Genomic DNA, 16,202 nt, shown 5'->3' on the forward strand with positions numbered 1-16,202 from the left:
ACACAGAATGGTTGAGATCAGAATTCTCGGTCCGCTGGAGATCGAAGGTGATACGGGAATGCCTCGGCTCGACTCGTACCGGCAGCGAGCCGTCCTCGGCCTGCTCGCGCTGGAGGCAAACCGCGTCACCTCGATCGAAAGCCTGACCGATGCGGTGTGGGACGGTGCGCCCCCGGCGACGGCGCGATCGCAGATCCAGATCTGCATCTCGGTGCTGCGCCGGGTGCTCGCCGACAGCGGTTGCCCGGCCGCGATCGAGACTCGCGCGCCCGGGTATCGGCTGGTCTTCGACAGATCCAACCTGGACAGCGCGCAATTCGACGACCTGCTCGCCCAGGCCAGGGCCGAGGAGCACGACGGAAACCTCACGGGCGCGCTGGTCGCGCTGCGGATGGCGCTGCGGCTGTGGCGCGGGCCGGTGCTCGCGGACGTGCCGAGCAGCCGGATCCAACGCATCGCCTACCCACTCACCGAACGGCGGGTGGCCGCCGAACTGTCCCGGTTCCGGATCGAGCTCGCGCTCGGCCGGGCCTGGGAGATCGTGCCCGACCTGCAGGCACACGTCGACGCACATCCGCTGTGGGAGGAAACCTACGGCTATCTGATGCTCGCGCTGTACCGCTGCGGCCGCACGGCCGAAGCACTCGAGGTCTATCAGCGCGCGCGTGCCACGCTGATCCAGCAGGTCGGCCTGGAACCCTCCGACGAGCTGCGCAAGCTGGAGCGCGACATCCTGGCCGGCGGGGACAACCTGGCGCGACCCGCGCTGTTCGAACCGGAGCGGCGCGCCGGGTGAGCGGGATCGCCGCGGGCACAGCGACAGCCTGAGCAAAGCTGTTGCCGTGCCCGCGTTCTCGCTATCGGACCGGTTCCGGGCCGAGTAGCACCAGGATCTCGGACAGGTCGTATTCGGCGCGACCTGGCCTGCCGTACCTGGTCAGCTTGCCGCGACTGGCCCACTTGCGGATCGTCTCCTGTTTGACGCCCGCGGCGAGCGCGGCGAGTTCGGTCGGCACCAGCCGTCGGCTGGACATCTGCATGGTCACGCCACCGCCTCCCCACGCCGCACGGCATGGCGCTGCGGGCGGCCGACCCGCTGCCGCAACGCCAGCCACTGATGCGGCTGCCAGCTGTGCCCCGCCGGGCAGCTCACCAGACTGTCGCCGGGACCGGCCGCGGCCAACTGGGCATACACCTTCTGATCGCATCCCGGTCGATCGCATCGGCCGACCTCGATCTGGTTCGGCACCGGATCTATCACCTGCTTGGCCATGGCGTGCACCTCGGCGAACTCGTCCATCGCGTCGATGATCGCCGGATGCGCGGCCAGCCAATCCCCGTACTGCAGCAGGAAATCCACGAGCGTGGTGATGTCTCGGCGCGGTCGCCGCGGCGGCCTCGCCTCGTCCACCACCATGGCCGCCCACGAGGCCGCCAGCGTCAGCATCTCGGTGCGGGCCTCGACCAACTGGTCCTTCAACACGATGCCCTGACGCAGCCCGCCCCGGGCCGGGGGCATCCTGCGGTTGCGCTCGCCCTGCAGTAACTCGCCGCACCGCGCGTACAGCACCGGCAATTGCCGCAATGTCTCGAAAAAGCGAGTCAGGCAATCGGGGCACACGCGCACATCGTCGGCCGGTGGCGTGGATCGCAATGTTTCGATCGCCACGGCGCTGCGGCAGGTCGGATTTTCGCATAATGCCTCGGACATCTGTCTGCTCCTTCGGGCGCTGTCGTCTTGGCACTGCCCACGGTCGCAGAGGCGCGTATTCCCGCGATATCTCCCGCCTGTTGCGCGGCGATAGCGGAGCGCGGTGACCGAATGGTGGCACCGCACTACTCCGTTCGGATAATTTCCGCCGGCATTCGGCACCGATAGGCTGGCGGTGTGGCTCGCGGCTGGACGATTACGAAAAGAGAGCCTGTGACCCGCTCTGACCAGCAGCACAGTGAATTCGAGAAAGCGAAAGGAGCATCGTCATGAAGGCCATCATCGTGTGCACCTCCGTGTCGCATGGCAATACGAAGAGGATCGCCGATGTCATCGGCCAGGTCCTGGAGGCTCGGGTGGTCGCGCCCGGCGAGGTCGACGCCGCCGAGCTCGCCACCTACGACCTGGTGGGTTTCGGCTCGGGCATCTTCAACATGGCCTTCCATCCGGAGCTGCGTGACTTCGTCAAGTCACTCCCGGAAGGGCAGCGCGGCAAGGCCTTCGTGTTCGCCAGCAGCGGCTTCCCCGAGCCGAAGTTCCGGCAGTACACCCGCACGCTGTCGAAGTCGATCGAGCAGAAGGGGTTCTCGGTCGTCGACGTGTTCACCTGCCGCGGCTTCGACACCTGGCTGCCGCTCAAGATCGTCGGCGGTATCCGCAAGGGCCACCCCGACGCCAACGATCTCGACGCCGCGCGCACCTTCGCCGTCGGCCTGCGATCCCGGATCGGCGCCCCGTCCTGACGGTTCGCCCGCACCGACACGAAACCCCCGGAACCCCGGGGGTTTTTCGTGTTCCGGCACCGGTGCGCTGAGCACCGCCGACGCACACAACCTTCGCAACTTCGCTGATCCGCTTCCGCAAAAATAGGCATTTGCGAGGCGGTTCGGCGCCGGTCGGTGCTCGGTAGCGTGCGAAATATGAAGAATCATCTCGTCCGCACCCACCGCTCCGCCGAGCAGTTCCCGCGCACAGAGCATCTCGCCTGGCGCATCGCCGAGGTCGCCGCCGACCCGGTCGAGGTGGCGCCGCAGACCGCGGAGATGATCGTCAACCGGATCATCGACAACGCCGCGGTCGCGGCCGCGTCGCTCACCCGGCGACCGGTCGCCAACGCGCGCGCCCAGGCACTGGCCCATCCCTATCGGCCCGGCGCCGCCGTGTTCGGCGTCGGCGGCGCCTACTCCCCCGAGTGGGCGGCCTGGGCCAACGGCGTCGCCGTGCGCGAGCTCGACTTCCACGACACCTTTCTCGCCGCGGAGTACTCCCACCCCGGTGACAACATCGCGCCGATCCTGGCGGTGGCGCAGCACGCCGGGCGGAGCGGGGCGGAGCTGATCCGCGGCCTGGCAACGGGTTACGAGATCCAGATCGACCTGGTGCGGGCCATCTGCCTGCACCAGCACAAGATCGACCACGTCGCCCATCTCGGACCGTCGGCCGCGGCGGGCATCGGCACGTTGCTCGGGCTCGACCCCGAGACCATCTACCAGGCGGTCGGGCAGGCACTGCACACCACCACCGCGACGCGGCAATCCCGCAAGGGCGAGATCTCCAGCTGGAAGGCCTACGCGCCGGCCTTCGCGGGCAAGATGGCGGTCGAGGCCGTCGATCGCGCGCTGCGCGGCGAGGGCGCGCCGTCGCCGATCTGGGAGGGCGAGGACGGTGTGATCGCCTGGCTGCTCGGCGGCCCCGAGACCGAATACTCGGTGCCGCTGCCCGGCCCCGGTGAGCCGAAGCGGGCGATCCTGGACTCCTACACCAAGGAACATTCCGCGGAGTATCAGAGTCAGGCGCCGATCGACCTGGCCTGCCGCCTGCGCGAGCGGATCGGCGACCTGACCCAGATCGCCTCGATCGTGCTGCACACCAGCCACCACACGCACTACGTGATCGGCACCGGATCCAACGATCCGCAGAAGTTCGACCCCGGCGCCTCGCGGGAAACCCTCGACCACTCGATCATGTACATCTTCGCGGTCGCCCTGCAGGACGGTACCTGGCATCACGAGCGTTCCTACGCGCCAGAACGCGCCGCGCGCCCCGACACCGTCGAGCTGTGGCGCAAGATCTCCACCGCCGAGGATCCGGAGTGGACGCGCCGCTACCACAGCACCGACCCGAATGAGAAGGCGTTCGGTGCCCGCGCCGAAATCACCTTGAAGAGCGGCGAAATCATCACCGACGAGCTCGCCGTCGCCGACGCGCACCCGCTCGGCGCCCGCCCGTTCGCGCGCGCGCAGTACATCGCGAAGTTCCGCACCCTCGCCGAGGGCGTGATCGATCCCGCCGAGCAGGACCGGTTCCTCGAGGTCGCGCAGCGCACCGCCGAGCTGTCCCCCGCCGAGCTCGGCGGACTCACCTTCACCGTCTCCGACGACGTGCTCGCGCGTTCGCCGCGCTCGCCCCGAGGGCTGTTCTGATGACGGGCCTGCTCGCGGCGGCGACGTCGGCCGCGGACAAGCGCGCGGCCCTGCGTGCGGGCTTGGCCTCCGGACGGATCCAGCGCCTGCCAGGTGCCTTCAATCCGTTGGTGGCCAAGCTGATCCAGGAAATCGGCTTCGAAGGCGTCTATGTCTCCGGCGCGGTGGTCTCCGCCGAACTCGCACTGCCCGATATCGGACTCACCACGCTCAGCGAGGTGTCCGAGCGCGGGCGGCAGATCGCGCGGGTCACCGATCTGCCCGTGCTCATCGACGCCGACACCGGCTTCGGCGAACCGATGAACGCCGCACGCACCGTGACGCTGCTCGAGGACGCCGGAATCGCGGGCTGCCACCTCGAAGACCAGGTGAATCCGAAACGTTGCGGGCACCTCGACGGTAAGGCCGTGGTGCCGACACAGGAGATGGTGCGCCGCCTCCGCGCGGCCGTATCGGCAAGGCGTGACCCGAATTTCGTGATCTGCGCGCGCACCGACGCGGCCGGGATCGAAGGCATCGACGCCGCCGTCGAACGGGCGAAGGCCTACGCCGACGCCGGTGCCGACCTGATCTTCACCGAGGCGCTGCGCGACGCGGCCGAGTTCGCGAAGTTCCGTGCCGCGGTCTCGATCCCGTTGCTGGCCAACATGACCGAGTTCGGCAAGTCCGAACTGCTCACCGCCGAGACGCTGGAATCGCTCGGCTACAACGCGGTGATCTACCCGGTATCCACACTGCGCCTTGCCATGTGGGCCGCCGAGGCAGGCCTGCGCGAGATCTTCGCCGCGGGCACCCAGGCCGGGCTGCTCGACCGGATGCAGCACCGCGGCAGGCTCTACGAACTGCTCGAGTACGAGCGCTACAACGACTTCGATGCCGACATCTTCACTTTCCGGCTGGGGAAGGACCAGTAATGCCCGAGATCGCCATACCCACGATCTACAAGGGTCTCGCCGGCGTCGTCGTGGACACCACCGCGGTGTCCAAGGTGGTGCCGGAAACCAATTCGCTCACCTATCGCGGCTACGCCGTGCAGGATCTGGCGGGGCACTGCGGCTTCGAGCAGGTCGCCTACCTGCTGTGGCACGGTGAGCTGCCCAATGACGCTCAGCTGGAACGGTTCTGCCAGCAGGAGCGGGCCGCTCGCCGGGCCGACCGCTCGCTGCTGTCGCTGGTGGCCAAGATGCCCGACAACTGCCACCCGATGGACGTGGTGCGCACCGCGATCAGCTACCTCGGCGCCGAGGACCCCGCCGAGGACGACAACAGCCCGGCGGCCAACCGCGCCAAGGCATTACGGATGATGGCGGTGCTGCCGACCATCGTCGCCGCCGATCACCGCCGCAGGCACGGCCAGGATCCGATCGCGCCGCATTCGCACCTGGGCTTCGCCGAGAACTTCCTGCACATGTGCTTCGGCAACATCCCGTCCCGGGAACTGGTGCACGCGTTCGAGGTGTCGTTGATCCTCTACGCCGAGCACAGCTTCAACGCCTCGACCTTCGCCGCACGGGTGGTCACCTCGACGCTGTCCGACATCTACAGCGCGGTGACCGCGGCCATCGGCGCGCTCAAAGGACCGTTGCACGGCGGCGCCAACGAGGCCGTCATGCACGACATGCTGGCGATCGGCGATCCCGACCTGGCCGAGCAGTGGCTGCGCGCCAAGCTCGCGAACAAGGAAAAGGTGATGGGCTTCGGCCACCGTGTCTACAAGAACGGTGATTCCCGGGTGCCGACGATGAAGCAGGCCTTCCTCGACATCGCCGCCGCGACCGACGGGCAGCGGTGGGTGCGCATGTACGAGATCCTCGAGCGCACCATGGCCGAGACCACCGGCATCAAACCCAACCTCGATTTCCCGACCGGGCCCGCGTACTACCTGCTCGGCTTCGACATCGAGGTGTTCACGCCGATCTTCGTGCTGAGCCGGATCACCGGCTGGACGGCGCACATCATCGAGCAGGGCGCGTCCAACGCGCTGATCCGCCCGCTGAGCGAATACGTCGGCGTGCCACAGCGTTCGGTCGTCGCCTGAGCCCGCTCGCACGAAACCGCCAGGTCCTGCCCTGCGGCGGGAACCCATCGTGGAAGATGGATGGATGCCCCCAGCAGCACGTCGTGCCAAGAGCGCGGGGCGCCCGCCACGGTTGTCCCTGGAGGCGGTCGTCGCCGCGGCCACCCGGATCCTGGAGTCCGAAGGGTCGGAGAAGCTGTCCATGCGCCGCCTGGCGAACGAGCTCGGCAGCGCGCCCATGGCGCCGTACTACTACGTGCGGGACAAGGACGAGCTGCTCCTGCTCGTCCTGGAGACCCACGCGAAAAGCCTGCCGCGCCCGCCGCTTCCGGCCGACCCACGGGAGCGGCTCATCGCCACGGCGACGCTGCTGTACGAATTGCTCGCCGAGCGGTCCTGGATCGTCGAGGTATTGACCGGCGACGACCTGGTGGCCGACTCGGCGCTGTGGTTCGTCGAGATGATGCTGGGGGCGGCGGTCGACTACGGGTGCACGCCGGAAGAAGCCGTGACCGTGTACCGCACGATCTGGTTCTACATCGTCGGCAACCTGACCGTGCGCGTGCACCGGGAACGGCGCCGCGCCAGGGGTACCGAGGTCTACGAGGAGCACGCCATCGGCGCCGTCCCCGCAAGCACCCACCCGCACCTCGCGACGGTCGCACAGCGCTGGGCCGAACTCACCGCGCGCGATTCGCACCGCGAGGGCTTGACCGCGATCGTCGACGGCATGCTCACCGCCCGCCGCGCCGCACCGGGCGACGCGGCGGCGGACTAGGCACCGGCCTTACGCACCCCCGGCCGGAGTAAGCGCGAGGTTCCAGAACTCGGCGTAGCGGCCACCACGGCGCAGCAGTTCGTCGTGCGTGCCCCGCTCCACGATCCGGCCGCCGTCGACGAAGACGATCTGGTCGGCCCGGCGCACGGTGCGCAGCCGATGGGCCACCAGCACCACGGTCCGTCCCGTCAGCAGGCGCTCGATGCCCTCGTGCACGGCCGCCTCGTTCATCGGGTCCAACGCCGAACTGACCTCGTCCAGCAGCACGATGGGGGCGTCCTTCAGCAGCGCGCGGGCGATCGAAACCCGTTGGCGCTCACCACCGGAGAGCAACGCACCGCCCTCGCCCACCGGTGTCGTCCAGCCCTCGGGCAGGCGCTCGACCACCTCGTCCAAGCGTGCCGCGCGCGCTGCCGCCCGCACGTCGGCGGGGTCGGCGTCGGGGCGGCCCAGCCGGACGTTGTCCTCGATGGTGCCGTCGAACAGGTAGACGTCCTGGAAGACGACGGCGATCTGATCCATGAGCACCTCGCTGCGCATCGAGCGCACGTCGACGCCGCCGACGCGCACGACCCCGGCGTCCACGTCGTAGCACCGGGCGAGCAGTTGCAGCAGCGTGCTCTTGCCCGCGCCGGAGGGGCCGACCACCGCGAGCCGCTGCCCGGTCGGCACCGACAGCGACAGCTCGTCGATCAGGGTGCGGCCCTGCTGACGGAACGTCACCGTGTCGAACTCCAGATCATGGTTGCGCGGCGGAACGGGAGTCGCCGGTTCCGGGAGCGGCGCGGTACGCAACACGGCGTCGAGCCGGGCCAGCTCGGCCTTGGCCGCGCGCATCTTGCCGCCGATCTCGGCCAGCGCGAGCAGCGGGTCGGCACAGCGCGCGGCCAGCACCAGAATCACCAGAACCTCGGCCGCACCGACCTTTCCATGCAGCGCGAGATAGGCGCCCAACGCCAGCAGCGCGGTGAAGAAGGCCTGCACCGTGAGCGTCAGACCGAGAATGCCGGGCAACGCCGACAGGGTCGCGCGGCGCGCCGCGCGCCGCACGCCGGACAGCGCCGCGTCGAGCGAGCGGAAGCGTTCGCCGGTCCGCCCGCCCGCCCGCAATACCGGCTGCGCCTGCAGGTATTCGACGACCCGCGCGGTCGACTCGGCGCCGCGCTCGGCGCGCTCGGCGTCCGTCGCGGCCATGGCGCGTCCGGTCCACACCTGTACCGCCACCACGACCGGCGCGGCGAGCAGCGCGGCAATGCCGAGTTGCCAGTTGAACGCGAACATCACGACCACGATCGTCAGCGGCGTCACCAGCGCGGAGATGAAGGGCGACAACATATGTGCCGCCACGCTCATCGCCTGCAGTACCCCCTCTCCGGCCAGCGTCGACACCTCGCCGACGCGGCGCGCGGTGAACCAGCCGAGCGGCAGCCGGGCCAGATGATCACCGAAGCGGTGGTACACACCGCTCAGCATCGCCGTCGCGACCCGGAATCCGGAGAGGTCACTGCGATAGCGCAGCAGCGCGTAGACCGCGACCGCGGCGGCGAACGCGATCAGCCACGGCCAGGCCTGGGCGGGGTCGCTGCCGAACAAGGCCCGCAGCACCGGAACCAGCAGTGCGTAGGACAGCCCCTCGACCACCGCGGTCAAGGTCATCAGCGCGATGGTGCGCCGCATCGGCGCGGCGTACTCGTTGCCGAGCAGGTGTAACAGCATGCGGATCATCGCGGTTCTTCTCCTTGCAGTACGCCACCGAAGGTGTCGATCTCGTCGGCGAGCGCGGCTCGGTGGGATCGCCAGAACTCGGCGAATCTGCCGTTCTGGTCCAGTAATTCGGCCGGACGGCCGCGCTCGACGATCGCGCCGTCGTCGAGTACCACGACGGTGTCGGCGTCGGCGACGGTCTCCAGCCGGTGCGCGATGACCAGGATCGTCCGGTCACCACCCAGCGCCGCCAGCGCACCGCGCACCGCCTGTTCGGTCTGCGGGTCGGCGAAGGCCGTCGCCTCGTCCAGCACCAGCACCGGCGCGGCGGACAGCAGCGCGCGTGCGATCGAGATCCGTTGCGCCTCACCGCCGGACAGCTTGACGTCCACGCCGACCACCGAGTCGTAGCCGCGCGGCAGCTCGAGAATCCGGTCGTGGATGTTCGCCAGCCGCGCGACGCGAACCACCTCCGCGTGGTCGGCGTGCGGCACGGCCAGCGCGATGTTGTCCGCGATCGAGGCCCGCAGCATCCGGACGTCCTGGAAGACGAAGGCGACCTTGCCGTACAGCTCCGCGCTGCTCAGCTCGCGCAGGTCGACACCGCCCAGCATGACCGAACCGTGCGTCGGATCGAAGAACCGCGGCAGCAGCTGCACCAGCGTGGACTTGCCGCTGCCCGAGGGGCCGACGAGCGCGGTGACCGTCCCCGGTTCGAGCACCAGGTCGATGCCGCGCAGCACCTCGCGGTCGGCGTCGTAGCCGAACCGCACGTTCCGCAGTTCCACCCGGTGCCCTTGCGGCACAATCGGATTCACCGGCTCGGGCAGCGGGCGCACCGCGAGCACGTCCTTGATCCGGCCGACCGCCCGCCCGGCGGCCCGCAGGTCGTCGAAGCCGTGCCCCAGCGCCGCCACCGGCGCGGTCAGGCCGAGTCCGAGCAGCAGGAACGGGAGCAGGTCCGCCGGAACCAATGAGCCGTTCGTGATCAACACGGCGCCGCCGAACAACAGCACCAGCAATACGAACGGTGGCGAGAGCACCAGTTGCATGCTCGCCGCGATGCCGGAGAGGCCGAACACCCACCGCCGGAACGTCTCGGTGAAATCGGCCGTCGCGGCGCGGAACGCGCGGTGCGCACGCGCACCGCCGCCGAACGCCTTGACCACCGCGATGCCCTGCACGAATTCGACGGCGGCACTGGCGATCCGACCCATCGCCGCGTCCACCTCGGCCTGTTCGCGCTCGCGTGCGGCGGTCATGAACAGCGGCACGTGCGCCACCGCGAGCAGCACCGGGATCATCGCGATCAGCGTGAGCCGCCAGTCGATGGTGAACAGATAGACCAGCGACACCAGCGGCACCACGAACGCGGCGACCAGCTCGCCAGGGGCATGGGCGATGAGCGGGTGCACCGCGCTCACGTCCGGCCCCACCACCTTTGCCAGCTCACCTGTGCGCCTGCGGGCGAACCATCCGATCGGCACCCGGCCCAGCCGCGCGGCCAGCAGACGCCGCAACGACAGCTGCACCCGCGCGTCCAGCAGATGCCCGACACCCGAGGACGCCCCGGTGAACAGCAGCCGGGTCAGCAGGCCACCGGCGCCGACGAGCACCACCGCCCACACGTGCCCCGTGTCGACCAGCCCGGGCGACAACAGCGTTCGCCCCAGCTCCACCACCGCGAGCAACGGCGCGAGCCCCGCCACCGCCCCGACGATCTGCAAGACCACGACCACCGCGAAGGTAGGCACGTAGGGCCGCAACAGCTCGGCCACGCTCACTTCCGGTTCGTCGCCGTCCGCCACCGTCGTAGGTCGCTCTTTCGCCGCAGCGAGGTCGATGGCGTCCATCCCGCCTCCTCCATTTTCGTACGCGTACGAACAAGGGTACATCGCGTCCCCGTGCACAGCGACACCGATTTCCGCGCGCCCCGGTCCTGAATCGGCGGCAGCGGCGCTGGAGGTCAGGTCATCAAGCCGCTCTGGTAGGCGAGCACGACGGCCTGGGTGCGGTCGCGGGAGCCGGTCTTGGCGATCACGTGGGCGACGTGGGTGCGGGTGGTCGCCGGGCTGATGAACAGCTCGGCGCTGATCTCGGCGTTGGAACGACCAGAAGCCATGAGCACGAGCACTTCTCGCTCTCGGGCGGTCAACGCGGCGAGCGCGGCCGGAGCGGTGACCGCGCGCGGGCCCGCGCGGCGGAGCGCGCCGAGAACGCTCCCGACGATGGCGGGGTCGAGCCAGCCGTCGCCCGCCGCGCAGCGGCGCACGGCCTGCGCCAGGTCGGCCGGCGCGGCGTGTTTGAGCAGGAACCCACTCGCGCCCGCGGCGAGCGCCTCCTGCACGGCGGTGTCCTCGTGAAAGGTGGTGAGCACCAGCACGGCCGGGGCGTCGGGCGTGCCGGTGATCGCCCTGGTGGCCTCGATGCCGTTCAGGACCGGCATCCGCAGGTCCATCAGAACCACCTGTGGCGCCAGCGTTTTCACCGCCTCGACGGCGGCGGCCCCGTCGGCCGCCTCGCCGACCACCTCGATATCCGGGACGGTGCTCAAGAGCATGACGCAGCCCGCCCGCACGAGCGCCTCGTCCTCGGCAACGACCACGGTGATCGTCATGGCACCTCGCTCGGCGCGGGCACGGTGGCATGCACGCACCAGCCGTCCGCCGCCGGCCCCGAGGTCAGCTCGCCACCCAGCGCGCCGAGCCGCTCCCCCAGGCCGCGCAGCCCGGCACCGGTGGACAGGGCCGCGGTGGCGGGCGGTGCGGTGCCGCCGTGGCTGCGCACGGTGAGATCAAGCGCCTGCTCGGTCCAGACGACACCGAGCGTGACGGTCGCGCCGCGGCCCGCGTGTTTGGTGACGTTGGTCAGCGATTCCTGCACGATCCGATAGGCCGCGAGGTCGGCCTCGGGCGCCAGCGGCCGCGCGGTGCCGGTGACGTCGAGACGAACGTCCAGGTCGGCGCGCCGGGCGGCGTCGAGCAACCGCTCGACATCGGCGAACCGGACCCGCGCCGCGCCGTCGGGTTCGGTCGAGCGCAAGAGCCCGAGCATGGAGTGCAGTTCGGTCATCGCCTGGGTACCGGCCTGTTCGATCACCTCCAGCGCCTGCCGCACCCGCCGGTCGGCATCGGCGGCGAAGACCCGCGCCGCCCCCGCGTGCAGGATAATTCCGGCCACGGCGCCGGTGACACTGTCGTGCAATTCGTGCGCGAGCCGCAAACGCTGTGCGGCGAGCTCCTTTTCGGCCGCAGCGGCAAGCCGCTCGCGCTCGGCGCGCGCATGCTCCTCTCGGGTGTGCGCGAATCTGCCCAGGCCCCAGGCGATCCCGAGGAAGACAAGCCACGCCAGCAACGCCGCGAGGAAGCCGCGCAGCTGGGACTGCGCCGGCTCGGCCTGCGCGAAACGATAGCTGAACAGTGCGAACGGCACGGCGGTGGCGACGAGCACCAGCCGAGCCGTGCGGCCGGGCGCGCCGCTGGCCACCGCATAGCTCGCGACCAACAGGAAGGCGAACGGATAGTACGCTGGGACAACGAGATTGACGCCGGTGTAGAGCCATGCCGCCAGCCACACCCGCAGTGGAAACCGGCGGCGAAACAGCAGCGCCGAACACAGTCCGGCCACGGCGAGCGGTATCACCCACGGCGGCAGCGTCGCACCACCGACGAGATCCCGATCCCCCTGCCAGAACGCCAGATCCACCGCACCGGTGACCGCGACCAGCACCAGGTCGACGGCGCGGGCCCGCCGCGACGCGCTCCCGGATTGCTGCGACTCGGTCACGACCGCGCGACCTCCCCGGCCCCGGGTGCGCCGGGCGCGACCGCTCGATACCGGTCGCCGCACACCGCTCGGCTCGCCGCTGTTCGCCGCGTCATGAGCAGCAGTTTCCCACGAATCAGGTCGGCAGGTCTGCTGTTCTACCGGCTCTCACCAGCCGAGATGCCGTTCGGGACGGGCGAATTCGTAGGATCAGCCGCCGAATAGCCGGAAGATGAACCGCAGCGGGTCCTCCACCGGGATCTCGGGCGGTCGCGGCGGCGGCGCCTCGGCGAGCACCACGCGCACGGCCGCGATGATCTCCGCGGTGCTCGGCTGCACGAACGGCGGGAAGCCGAACCGATCCTCCCGCAACGTGATCGGCACGCCACGCACCGGCGCGGTGGAGAACGCGGTGAGCTCGAGCAGCACCAGCTCGGGGGCGTCGGGCACCACCCGCACCCGCGCGACATCGATGACCTCGGCGACGCCGTCCTCGGCCGCGAACACACCGACCCGCAGTGCCCGTGACTGATTCGCGAGCGCCTCGTTCAGCGGCGGATCGACCAGCACGAACTCCGGCTCGACCAGGGTGCCCGCGCCGAGGGCCTCCCCCGTGGCGCCTGCCGCATCGACCGCGTAGACCACGACCAAGGTCCGCCTCGTCATGGGCAGCAGTGTCGCACGAATCAGGCCGCTACGGCGGCGCGATGACGTTTCTCATCGCCCTGTCGTAGGCGCGGAACACCGCGTGGAGCCGATTCGCCGCCGGGGGTCGCCGAGCCATTCTCTAGTCATTCGATTTCCCCGCCGACCAGGCCGAATCCGAGAGGACGTGACTCCAATGGCACAGGACGCGGCGTTCACGTTCGCCCACCCCGACTATTACGAGCCCTTCGAGCGCACCGACCCGGGCAGGCGCTACAACCCCACCCGGCCGCCGCGGGGCTGGACCCGCGGCGAGTCGGAGGTGTGGACGTATTGGACGCCACCGGCGGCCGAACTGCCCGCGCAGGGCTGGAAGGTGCACGTCTCGGCGGCACTCGGCACGGCCGACCAGGTACTCGACGTGGTGAGCACGGTCTGCGCCGATCTCGGCGTCGCCTTCAAGCATCTCACCGGCAAGCAGTACTTCCTGTGGCTGCACGGCAAGCACGGCAGCCGGGTGCAGAGCGGCAAGTTCTGCGCGCTCTACCCGCCGACACCACAGCTGGCCTACGCCCTGCTCGAACGGCTGGAACGCGAATTGTCCGGTGTCGCTGGACCGTACGTGCTCACCGACCGGCGCTTCGGCTCCTCCCGGTGCGTGTCCTACCGCTACGGGGCGTTCCGCCCGCGGCATCGGCTGCGCGCCGACGGCACCAGGGAACCGACCATGCTCGCCCTCGACGGCACCGAGGTGCCCGACGAACGCCGCCCCGGCTTTCTGCTGCCCGCGGGCATCGACGATCCGTTCGGGACCGTGGCCGACGCCGAGGGCGAGCAGGACGTCACCTTTCACGGCTACACCTTCGAAACCGTCCTGCAGCCCAGCAACGCAGGCGGCGCCTATCGCGCCCGGCGCGCGGACGGCACACCGGTCTTCGTGAAAGAGGCGCGCGCCCATAACGGTTACGCGGGCCACGAGGACGCCAAGACCCGGCTCGAGCGCGAGTATCTGACGCTGCGCGCCCTGCACGCCGCCGCACCGGGGCTGGCGCCCGCGCCGGTCGAGCTCTTCACCGAATGGGAACACACCTATCTCGTCACCGAATTCGTGCCGGGTCGCACGCTCAGCAAGTGGATGGTCGCGACGAACCCGCTGATCCACGCCGGGGCCGAGCCCGCCGCCTGCGCCGCCTACTACCGGCGCTGCACCCACCTGCTCACCCAGCTCGCGGCGCAGTTGGCCGCGCTGCACGAGCTCGGCTACGCCTTCGTCGACGTCTCGCCGGGCAATGTCCTGGTCGATGCCGACGACACGGTGCGGCTCATCGACTTCGAGGCCACCCAGCCGGTGGATCATCCGCTCGGCCTCTTGGGCACGCCCGGGTACGAGCCGCCGGAATCGCGGGCGCCCGGTGCCCGCGCCACGATCGATCCCCTGCACGTCGACGCCTACGGGCTGCACGCCATCGCGCAGCTGCTGGTGTTCCCGATGCACGAGGCCGCGCGCCGCAGCCCCGAGACACTGGAGCACCTGTACGCCGAGCTCGCCGAATCATGCCCGCCCCCGGCGGATCTGTGGGCGGCGGTGCGCAACGGCAGGACGCCGCCACCGATGCGGCGCCTGCCCGCGCCCGAGGAGGTCCGCGACACACCGGCGGAAGCGGTGCGCTGGTTGCGCGATCGCACGGCCGACGCGCTCGAGCGCATGGCCGAGCCCGCGAATCCACGCTGGGTGTATCCCACTGCGCCGGAGGGACATCGCACCAACACCAGCTGCGTGGCCTACGGCACCGCAGGCGTGCTGCACGCCTTGCGCGCCGCCGGGCGGGAGATCGATCCGGCGATCGTCGAACGGCTGCGCACCACGGCACTGCGCGATCGGCACCGGGTCGGGCCCGGCCTGCTGTACGGCAATGCCGGAATCGCCTGGGTGCTGGACGATCTCGGCGAACGCGACGCGGCGCTGACCCTGCTGGCCACGGCGAGCGGGCACCGCCTGAGCACCGAAGCACCCGGCTGGGGCGGCGGCGCGGCGGGCATCGCGATGACCCACCTGTCGTTCTTCCACCGCACCGGCGACCCCGACCATCTCGACCAGGCGCAACGACTGCTCGACGCGATACCCGACGGCGCGCTGCTGCGCCCCGCGCTCGGCCCGGACCACCCGTCCGGTCTCGCGCACGGCAGGCCAGGCATCGCCCTCGCGCTCTATTACCTGTCGAAGTACACCGGCTCGGCCGAACCGTTCGACCGCGGACTGCGGCTGCTGCGCGCCGAACTCGGGCACACCGAGCCGATCCCGGTCGGCGCCTTGGGTTTCCGGGTGTCGGACACCGATCGGCGCAACATGCCGTATCTGGCATGCGGCAGCGCGGGCTACGCCCACGTCCTGGCCCGGTATCTGCGCCACCGGCCCGACCACGAACTCGGTGCGGTGCTGCGCGGTTGTGTTCGGGCCGTAGGCATTCGGTTCACGGCGGCACCCGGGTTGTTCCAGGGCCAGGCCGGCCTGGTGCTCACGCACGCCGACCTCGCGGCCCGCTTCCCGACCGAGCACTCCCTGTTCGACCCGTCCCGCAGGGCGAGCGCGCTGTTCAAATACGCGATCGCGGACAAGACCGGTGTCCGCTGGCTCGGCGGCCCGGGACAGCGTCTCAGCGCCGATCTGGCCTCGGGCGCCGCGGGCATCCTGCTGGCCCTCCAGCACGCCACCGCGGGCGTCGCGGATCCGCTCTTCACCCTCGACCGCTGCCCCGCCGAGCACCTCGCCCGGCCCCAGACCACCGGTACACGAAGCGATTTCGAGAGGAGGTGACCCCCATGACCAAGGTACTCAAGCTCCAGCTGCAGTCCGACCCCGAACTCGGCGACGACGCCCCGCTCAGCTCCTACAGCGAACACCACTGCAACCAGGAAGCCGAGGTCATCTGAGCCTCGCTCGACGCACCCGACGAAAGACAGAGGAGGTGAACATCATGACCAAGGTACTGAAGCTCCAGCTGCAGTCCGACCCCGAACTCGGCGACGACGCCCCGCTCAGCTCCTACAGCGAACACCACTGCGGCGGCCAGGGCGGCGGCTCGGAAGAGGTGCTGTAGTCCGATCGATCGCCGGGCGCGGGTGCTACCCGCGCCCGGCGAAATCTCTTGTATCCCAAAG

At 70.0% G+C, this 16,202-nt stretch carries 15 protein-coding genes; 8 read left to right on the plus strand and 7 right to left on the minus strand.

The window, feature by feature from the left end:
- Positions 1-7: 7 nt before the first annotated feature.
- A complete protein-coding gene (locus tag F5X71_RS27470; protein WP_167464611.1) occupies positions 8-796 on the plus strand; it encodes an AfsR/SARP family transcriptional regulator in 789 nt (262 codons plus the stop codon).
- A 61-nt stretch (positions 797-857) separates the two neighbouring features.
- Here the strand turns inward: F5X71_RS27470 and F5X71_RS27475 are convergent, their stop codons facing one another.
- Together F5X71_RS27475 and F5X71_RS27480 are read right to left on the minus strand one after the other, a co-directional pair.
- The gene (locus tag F5X71_RS27475) at positions 858-1,040 is read right to left on the minus strand and encodes a transcriptional regulator (RefSeq protein ID WP_167466788.1); all 183 of its coding nucleotides are present in this window, start codon (positions 1,038-1,040) and stop codon (positions 858-860) included.
- Positions 1,041-1,042: 2 nt separating this feature from the next.
- Complete coding sequence (locus tag F5X71_RS27480) at positions 1,043-1,711, minus strand: hypothetical protein (protein ID WP_167464612.1); 669 nt, start codon at positions 1,709-1,711, stop codon at positions 1,043-1,045.
- Positions 1,712-1,980: 269 nt separating this feature from the next.
- On the opposite strand from F5X71_RS27480, the gene F5X71_RS27485 reads away from it, so the two are divergent.
- The 5 genes from F5X71_RS27485 (at position 1,981) to F5X71_RS27505 (ending at position 6,929) form a co-directional block, all read left to right on the plus strand.
- Positions 1,981-2,454, plus strand: coding sequence for a flavodoxin family protein (locus F5X71_RS27485; protein WP_167464613.1), 474 nt, complete (start codon positions 1,981-1,983; stop codon positions 2,452-2,454).
- A 177-nt stretch (positions 2,455-2,631) separates the two neighbouring features.
- Positions 2,632-4,134 (plus strand): 2-methylcitrate dehydratase PrpD, encoded by a 1,503-nt coding sequence (prpD, locus tag F5X71_RS27490; RefSeq protein WP_167464614.1) that lies wholly within the window; start codon positions 2,632-2,634, stop codon positions 4,132-4,134.
- Positions 4,134-5,048 (plus strand): methylisocitrate lyase, encoded by a 915-nt coding sequence (gene prpB / locus F5X71_RS27495; RefSeq protein WP_167464615.1) that lies wholly within the window; start codon positions 4,134-4,136, stop codon positions 5,046-5,048. Before prpD ends, prpB begins: the two co-directional genes overlap by 1 nt.
- The gene (locus F5X71_RS27500) at positions 5,048-6,172 is read left to right on the plus strand and encodes a bifunctional 2-methylcitrate synthase/citrate synthase (protein ID WP_167464616.1); all 1,125 of its coding nucleotides are present in this window, start codon (positions 5,048-5,050) and stop codon (positions 6,170-6,172) included. Before prpB ends, F5X71_RS27500 begins: the two co-directional genes overlap by 1 nt.
- Positions 6,173-6,236: 64 nt before the next feature.
- Positions 6,237-6,929, plus strand: a complete 693-nt coding sequence (locus tag F5X71_RS27505; protein ID WP_167464617.1) for a TetR/AcrR family transcriptional regulator C-terminal domain-containing protein — start codon at positions 6,237-6,239, stop codon at positions 6,927-6,929.
- Between the two features lie 9 nt (positions 6,930-6,938).
- Here the strand turns inward: F5X71_RS27505 and F5X71_RS27510 are convergent, their stop codons facing one another.
- The 5 genes from F5X71_RS27510 to F5X71_RS27530 all read right to left on the minus strand — a co-directional run bounded on the left by F5X71_RS27510 (position 6,939) and on the right by F5X71_RS27530 (position 13,064).
- A complete protein-coding gene (locus F5X71_RS27510) occupies positions 6,939-8,654 on the minus strand; it encodes an ABC transporter ATP-binding protein (protein WP_167464618.1) in 1,716 nt (571 codons plus the stop codon).
- The gene (locus tag F5X71_RS27515; RefSeq protein ID WP_167464619.1) at positions 8,651-10,486 is read right to left on the minus strand and encodes an ABC transporter ATP-binding protein; all 1,836 of its coding nucleotides are present in this window, start codon (positions 10,484-10,486) and stop codon (positions 8,651-8,653) included. The genes F5X71_RS27510 and F5X71_RS27515 overlap by 4 nt, the downstream gene beginning before the upstream one ends.
- A 113-nt stretch (positions 10,487-10,599) precedes the next feature.
- Positions 10,600-11,250 (minus strand): response regulator transcription factor, encoded by a 651-nt coding sequence (locus F5X71_RS27520; RefSeq protein ID WP_167464620.1) that lies wholly within the window; start codon positions 11,248-11,250, stop codon positions 10,600-10,602.
- Complete coding sequence (locus F5X71_RS27525; RefSeq protein WP_238815503.1) at positions 11,247-12,419, minus strand: sensor histidine kinase; 1,173 nt, start codon at positions 12,417-12,419, stop codon at positions 11,247-11,249. The genes F5X71_RS27520 and F5X71_RS27525 overlap by 4 nt, the downstream gene beginning before the upstream one ends.
- Positions 12,420-12,608: 189 nt before the next feature.
- Positions 12,609-13,064, minus strand: coding sequence for a hypothetical protein (locus F5X71_RS27530; RefSeq protein WP_167464622.1), 456 nt, complete (start codon positions 13,062-13,064; stop codon positions 12,609-12,611).
- A gap of 175 nt (positions 13,065-13,239) precedes the next feature.
- Here F5X71_RS27530 and lanKC point away from each other — a divergent pair, with 175 nt between their 5' ends.
- A complete protein-coding gene (lanKC, locus tag F5X71_RS27535) occupies positions 13,240-15,858 on the plus strand; it encodes a class III lanthionine synthetase LanKC (RefSeq protein ID WP_167464623.1) in 2,619 nt (872 codons plus the stop codon).
- 160 nt (positions 15,859-16,018) lie between these two features.
- The gene (locus F5X71_RS37530; RefSeq protein ID WP_275106745.1) at positions 16,019-16,141 is read left to right on the plus strand and encodes a hypothetical protein; all 123 of its coding nucleotides are present in this window, start codon (positions 16,019-16,021) and stop codon (positions 16,139-16,141) included.
- Positions 16,142-16,202 lie beyond the last annotated feature (61 nt).

Origin of the sequence: Nocardia brasiliensis, from assembly GCF_011801125.1 — a bacterium.
GTDB classification, from domain to species: domain Bacteria; phylum Actinomycetota; class Actinomycetes; order Mycobacteriales; family Mycobacteriaceae; genus Nocardia; species Nocardia brasiliensis_C.

Excerpts from the sequence above, each read along its gene's own strand:
- F5X71_RS27480 (WP_167464612.1), bottom strand. The coding sequence starts at position 1,711 with ATGTCCGAGGCATTATGCGAAAATCCGACCTGCCGCAGCGCCGTGGCG.
- F5X71_RS27505 (WP_167464617.1), top strand. The coding sequence starts at position 6,237 with ATGCCCCCAGCAGCACGTCGTGCCAAGAGCGCGGGGCGCCCGCCACGG.
- F5X71_RS27485 (WP_167464613.1), top strand. The coding sequence starts at position 1,981 with ATGAAGGCCATCATCGTGTGCACCTCCGTGTCGCATGGCAATACGAAG.
- F5X71_RS27470 (WP_167464611.1), top strand. The coding sequence starts at position 8 with ATGGTTGAGATCAGAATTCTCGGTCCGCTGGAGATCGAAGGTGATACG.
- F5X71_RS27475 (WP_167466788.1), bottom strand. The coding sequence starts at position 1,040 with ATGCAGATGTCCAGCCGACGGCTGGTGCCGACCGAACTCGCCGCGCTC.
- F5X71_RS37530 (WP_275106745.1), top strand. The coding sequence starts at position 16,019 with ATGACCAAGGTACTGAAGCTCCAGCTGCAGTCCGACCCCGAACTCGGC.
- prpD (WP_167464614.1), top strand. The coding sequence starts at position 2,632 with ATGAAGAATCATCTCGTCCGCACCCACCGCTCCGCCGAGCAGTTCCCG.
- F5X71_RS27520 (WP_167464620.1), bottom strand. The coding sequence starts at position 11,250 with ATGACGATCACCGTGGTCGTTGCCGAGGACGAGGCGCTCGTGCGGGCG.
- F5X71_RS27500 (WP_167464616.1), top strand. The coding sequence starts at position 5,048 with ATGCCCGAGATCGCCATACCCACGATCTACAAGGGTCTCGCCGGCGTC.
- F5X71_RS27510 (WP_167464618.1), bottom strand. The coding sequence starts at position 8,654 with ATGATCCGCATGCTGTTACACCTGCTCGGCAACGAGTACGCCGCGCCG.
- F5X71_RS27530 (WP_167464622.1), bottom strand. The coding sequence starts at position 13,064 with ATGACGAGGCGGACCTTGGTCGTGGTCTACGCGGTCGATGCGGCAGGC.
- prpB (WP_167464615.1), top strand. The coding sequence starts at position 4,134 with ATGACGGGCCTGCTCGCGGCGGCGACGTCGGCCGCGGACAAGCGCGCG.
- F5X71_RS27515 (WP_167464619.1), bottom strand. The coding sequence starts at position 10,486 with ATGGACGCCATCGACCTCGCTGCGGCGAAAGAGCGACCTACGACGGTG.
- lanKC (WP_167464623.1), top strand. The coding sequence starts at position 13,240 with ATGGCACAGGACGCGGCGTTCACGTTCGCCCACCCCGACTATTACGAG.